Source organism: Arthrobacter sp. 05T444 (assembly GCF_056395905.1).
Genome location: NZ_JBFTKK010000059.1, coordinates 1 through 772, shown reverse-complemented (window position 1 = coordinate 772; position 772 = coordinate 1). Strand labels below are relative to the sequence as shown.

General features: G+C 67.4%; 1 protein-coding gene. It reads left to right on the top strand.

Going from position 1 to position 772, the window contains the following annotated elements; genetic code table 11:
* Positions 1 to 772 (top strand): ABC transporter substrate-binding protein (locus tag AC1DD3_RS22065; protein WP_476882526.1); only part of this gene is annotated, 772 nt, incomplete at both ends.

Here is a 772-nt window from a genome sequence, read left to right as displayed (position 1 = left end):
TCCACGCAGGTGTTCAACGCCGGCCCGGCGGCCATCGAGGCGCTCAACGCCGGGGCCATCGACGCGACCTACATCGGCCCGAACCCGGCCATCAACTCGTTCGTCAAGAGCAAGGGCGAATCCATCAGCATCATCGCCGGGGCAGCCTCCGGCGGCGCCCAGCTGGTGGTCAAGCCCGGGATTAAGACGSCGGCTGACCTGAAAGGCAAGGCGCTGGCATCGCCGCAGCTGGGCGGCACCCAGGACGTGGCGCTGCGCGCCTGGCTGGGCAAGCAGGGTTTCAAGACCAACACCGACGGCGGCGGGGACGTCAAAATCAATCCCACCGAGAACGCCCAGACGCTGAAGCTGTTCCAGGACGGAAAGCTCGACGGCGCGTGGCTGCCGGAGCCGTGGGCCTCCCGCCTGGTGCTCCAGGCCGGCGCGAAGGTCCTGGTCGATGAGAAGGACCTGTGGGACGGGTCGCTGACGGGCAAGCCGGGCGAGTTCCCCACCACCATCCTGATCGTRAACAAAAAGTTCGCCGCCGAGCACCCGCAGACCGTCGAAGGGCTGCTGAAGGGCCACGCCGAAGCGGTCAAGTGGCTCAACGACACTCCCGCCGCGGAAAAGGCCGCCAAGGTCAACGCGGCCCTGAAGGAGGCGGCCGGCAAGGCGCTCCCGCAGGACGTCATCGACCGGTCCCTGAAGAACATCGTGTTCACCGTTGACCCGCTGGCCGGAGCCTTCAACAAGCTGCTGCAGGACGGCGTGGACGCCGGCACCACCAAAC